This window comes from uncultured Senegalimassilia sp. (assembly GCF_934632265.1).
In the GTDB taxonomy this organism is placed as follows: Bacteria; Actinomycetota; Coriobacteriia; order Coriobacteriales; family Eggerthellaceae; genus Senegalimassilia.
Window position 1 is genome coordinate 1 of the sequence record NZ_CAKTYH010000138.1, and the last position, 4,582, is coordinate 4,582.

The 4,582-nt window shown below is 61.8% G+C and carries 3 protein-coding genes; 2 read left to right on the forward strand and 1 reads right to left on the reverse strand.

Annotated elements, in window-relative coordinates; all coding sequences use genetic code 11:
* Nucleotides 1-617, forward strand: a 617-nt coding sequence (locus Q0H50_RS08510) for a hypothetical protein (RefSeq protein WP_294421412.1), incomplete at its 5' end; no start/stop codon positions are given.
* Nucleotides 618-961: 344 nt separating this feature from the next.
* Here Q0H50_RS08510 and asnB read toward each other — a convergent pair.
* Complete coding sequence (gene asnB / locus Q0H50_RS08515) at nt 962-2,932, reverse strand: asparagine synthase (glutamine-hydrolyzing) (protein WP_294421413.1); 1,971 nt, start codon at nt 2,930-2,932, stop codon at nt 962-964.
* 178 nt (nt 2,933-3,110) lie between these two features.
* On the opposite strand from asnB, the gene Q0H50_RS08520 reads away from it, so the two are divergent.
* Entirely contained in the window at nt 3,111-4,409 is a 1,299-nt protein-coding gene (locus Q0H50_RS08520; RefSeq protein WP_294421414.1) for a hypothetical protein, read from the forward strand.
* Nucleotides 4,410-4,582: the final 173 nt, after the last annotated feature.

Below are 4,582 nucleotides of genomic sequence, written 5' to 3' on the forward strand. Positions count from 1 at the left end.
CCCGCGGCATGCTCGACCGCATGTCGGAGGCTCTTGAGCGCGCCGATGTCCATACGGTGTTCCCCATGCAGTTAAGCTGGGAGGAGGACTGGGCCGCCAAGGGCGTGCGCCCGGGCATGGTGGATGTATGCACCGCCTCCCGCAGCATCGCCACCGCCAACATGCGCGACAGCCTGCTGCGCCTTACCGACATCGCGCGCCGTCGCGTGTGCATCACGCTGACCACCGGCTCAAGCCCGCGCACCGATGAGCGCATCATGGCCGAGCTCGGGCTCAAGGATGCGCTCTGCCCGGATTACCTGTACGCCATCAACATCTTGGCCGCAGAAGGAATCCTCCCCCAGGTCGATTTCATCCGCTCCGAGCGCAACGACACCTTCGACACCCCCGAACAGGCCGCGGAAAGCCTGCGCCGCATGATCGACGGGGCTGCCGGCGCCGTGGTCGGCGAGCAGCAGCGCCAAGCCGCCTACGTGCGCCTGCACGCCTGGCTCAACGACAACCTCGTGCCCAACGAGCACGCCGGATCGCCCGATGGCCACGGCGGCACCCAAAAGGCGCTGCGCCTACGCACCCCCCGCATAATCACCTGGGCCTTCATCGCCTGGAACAAGTAGCCTGCCCACGCGCGCCAGCCTCTAAGCAAAGCGGTGCGACCCCCGCAGCAACGGCCGAACCGCGCTTTCGGGGGCGGCCAGCCCCAACCGGCTCATGCGCGACAACGGACCTCGTGCAAAACAAACGACCGCGGAACTATCCGCGGCCGTTTCCTATTTCATGACACTTCGGGGACGTAGTACTATCTGTCCGTTCGCGGCGCCAAGCCTGCACGCTCACCGGCTCATACGCAAAAGCCGCTTACGACATCCGCATCTTCGGGCGGACACTTCGGGGACGTAGCGTTTCGTGTCCACTTCGACGACATGCCCGCACACCCACGCGGGCTCGCGCGCAAGCCCGCTTACGCCACCTGCGTCTTCGGGGCGTACTGCTTCGACATCTCGCCGAAGAACACCTCGTACCAGCACAGGAAGCAGTACACGTTCCAAATGCGCATCATCTTGAGCTTGGAACGGCCCTCCTGCGTGCTGAAGTCGGCGCTGCGATGGTCATCGAGCATCTTCATCAGATAGTCCACGTTGAAGAACTCGTGCGCGGCGGGGCTGGTGAACGCCTCTTTGATGCGCTCGTAGTACAGGTCGGTCTGCAGCCACACGGTCAGCGGCGTGATGAACGGCTGCTTAGGCATGTCGGCCACCTTCTGCGGGAAGCCCAGATGGGCGGCCGCACGGCGCAGCGCGTACTTCGAATGCTCATCGGTAACACGACAGTCGGTGGGCAGCTGCAGCGCCACATCGAGCACCTTCTTGTCCAGGAAGGGGACGCGCAGCTCAAGGGAGTGCGCCATGGACATGCGGTCGGCCTTCAGGCAGATGTCGTAGGGCATGTAGGAGACCATGTCCACGTACTGGGTCTGCGTGATCACGTCGCCGCCGCCCGTTTGCACCGCGGCCTCGTCGAAGTGCGGCTTGCACCATTCCCACGGCTTGCACGGGCCGTTATAGCCCTTCAGCACGTTGGGGACCTCATCCCACATGTAGTTCATGCACGCGCGCTGGTAGCTTTTCTCCGGGCCGCCCGAGCCGCGCATGGCGAAGTGACGCCCATGGAACGGCGGCAGCTTCTGAGCAACCGCGCCGCCGGCCGCGCGCAGCGCGCGGGGCACCTTGAAGTACTTGGAGAACTCGTACTGGTCGTGGTAGATCCAGTAGCCGCCGAACAGCTCGTCGGCGCCCTCGCCGGACTGCACCACCTTCACCTCTTTAGAGGCAAGCTGGCTGACGAAGTACAGCGGGATGGCAGACGGCGCGCCGAGCGGCTCGTCCATGTGGTACTGCTCGGTGGGGACGATATCCAAGAATTCCTTGGCCGTGACCTGCACGTCCTTGTTGGAGAGCCCCGCCCACTCGGCGAACTCGCGCGCGTCTTTCAGCTCGTCCAGCTTGATCTTGAAGCCGGCGTTCTCCGCCTTGTCGCGCTGCTCCTCGCTGCCGGTGATGTCGTAACCCACGGAGAACGTCTTCACGCCCTCGTCGTGATGCTGGCCCATGCAGTACGCGGCCAGTGAGCTGTCGATGCCGCCGGACAGGAAGCTGCCGATCTCGACGTCGGCGATCTCATGGGCGCGCACGCTCTCGTCAAACGTGTCCTTGATGATGTCGGCCCATTCCTCAAGACCCTTGGAGCGGTCGATCTTGTAGGTGATCTTGTAGAAGCACTCGATGGTTGCCTTGCCGTCCTTGAGCACCATGAAATGACCGGGCGTCATCTTATGGACGTCCTTGAACATGGTCTGCGAGTCGTTCATGTACTCGAAGCACAGGTACTGCGGCAGGGCCTCGCGGTTGAGCTCCTTCTTGAAACGCGGATGCGCCAGGAAGGACTTGATCTCGCTGCCCCAGATCAGACGATTTCCCTCGTGCTGGTAGTACAGCGGCTTGATGCCGAAGATGTCGCGCGCCAGCACCAGCTGCTTGCGCTTGTCATCCCAGATGGCGATGGCGAACATGCCGCGCAGGCGTTCGAACACGCCCGTGCCCCATTCCTCATAGCCGTGGACGACGGTCTCGGTGTCGCCGTTGGTCTTGAACTCGTAGCCCTTGCCCTGAAGCTCGGCACGCAGCTCCTGGAAGTTGTAGATCTCGCCGTTGAACGTGACGGTCACGCTGCCATCGGCGTTCTGCATGGGCTGGCGGCTTCCCTCAAGGTCGATGATGGACAGGCGGCGAAAGCCCATTGCCACATCATCGTTGACAAAAAAGCCCTCATCATCAGGGCCGCGATGGATAATACGATCCGCCATGTCCTTGACGATGGCGCGATTGGCCCGCTCATCGAAATCAACGGCGGTGAATCCCACGAATCCGCACATGCGCTGGAATGCTCCTTCTCTTACAGGTTCGCCGACCGGCGTTTTGCATTCGCTCATCATACGCCACCGACCCGCCCTATGGGCACTTTCCACGAAACGCGCGTCACGCCTACGCGCTGTGCGCAGCGTGTGCGATAATGCAAGGCTGCATACGTTGTCGGATCTCAAAGGAGATTTCATGACCGCAAACGTCGATCCCGCACCTATCACCCGCACCGAGGATGTGGCGCGCCTGCTGCAACCGGTGGTGGTCGGCGGCGATATCCTTGCATACAGCTACGTGCGCGAGCTGCATCGCGCCTTCGGCATCGAAAGCACCATCGTGCTTGCCACGCAAAACATCAAGATGCTCTCCGAAAGCCGTTTCACCGACTATCGCCTGGAGCCGCATATCCACGAACAAGAAGGCCTGTACAACGCCCTCGAGCGCATCGCCCAGGAAGTCCACGGGGCGCACCCGGAGAAGACGCTGCTCATCCTGGGCTGCGACGACTGCCACGCCCGCATGCTCTCCCAGGGCAAGCAGCGCCTGCAGGAGCTCGGCTACGTGGTCCCCTATATCGACTTCCCCCTGCTCGACGACATCACGCAGAAGCGCCGTTTCTACGAGATCTGCGAGGAGCTGGACATCCCGTTCCCGAAAACCTGGTACTTCGACTGCGGCAACGGCCCCGATGAGCTGCCCGTTAACGAGTTCCCCTACCCGCTTATCGCCAAGCCTTCCAACTCGGCCCAATTCCAAGACGCCGAGCCCACCATCGAAGGCTGGCGAAAGATCTACGAGATCGAAAGTCCGGAGGAGCTTGCCCAGGTTTGGCGCAGCATCCGTACGTCGGACTACAACAACCTGCTAGTGCTGCAGGACTTCATCCCCGGCGGCGACGACGCCATCCGCACCCTCACCACGTTCTCGGACGCTTCCGGCGACATGCGCGTAGTAGCAGGCGGCGTGGTGTGCCTGCAGGACCACGACCCCACCGCGCTTGGCAACCCGCTGTGCATCATGGGCGAGCGCGAAGAGGCCATCATCTCGTGCGCCAAGCGTTTCCTATCGCATGTCGGGTATCGAGGCTTCGCAAACTTCGACATCAAGTACGACAGCCGCGACGGCAGCTTCCGATTCTTCGAGGTGAACACCCGCTGCGGACGCAACACCTATTACATGAGCCTTGGCGGGCAGAACTTCGTCGAGCTTATCGTGCGCGAGTTCGTCATGGGCCAGCCGGTGGACTACCACGAGGCCTACAACCCGTTCCTGTACTGCTGCGTCCCCGCCTACGTGCTCAAACGCAGCATGGATAACCAGGAGCGCCTCGCCCAGGCGCTGAAGGCGCTGAAGACCACCGACGAGCCCTACCCGCTGCACTACGCGCCCGACTCCTTCAAGCACAACATGTGGGCGAAGATCATGCACCTGAACCAGATTCGCAAGTTCAAGCGCTTCTACTGGGACACGAACGGAAAGCAGCTGAAGTAGAAGGCCCTTGCCAATTGTCCTCCCGTAAAGCTAAGGGGTGCAGCGCATATACACGCTGCACCCCTTTACTATGCATACCTTGGGCACTTGCTACAGAGGCTTATAGGACAAAAAGTGTGTCCAGAACAATTATTCACTCCGTTGCGTACGGGTACCTTGTCGCGTGATGCAAT

Bases quoted from the DNA above. Each gene is read 5' to 3' on its own strand.
- Q0H50_RS08520 (WP_294421414.1), top strand. From the start codon at position 3,111: ATGACCGCAAACGTCGATCCCGCACCTATCACCCGCACCGAGGATGTG.
- asnB (WP_294421413.1), bottom strand. From the start codon at position 2,932: ATGTGCGGATTCGTGGGATTCACCGCCGTTGATTTCGATGAGCGGGCC.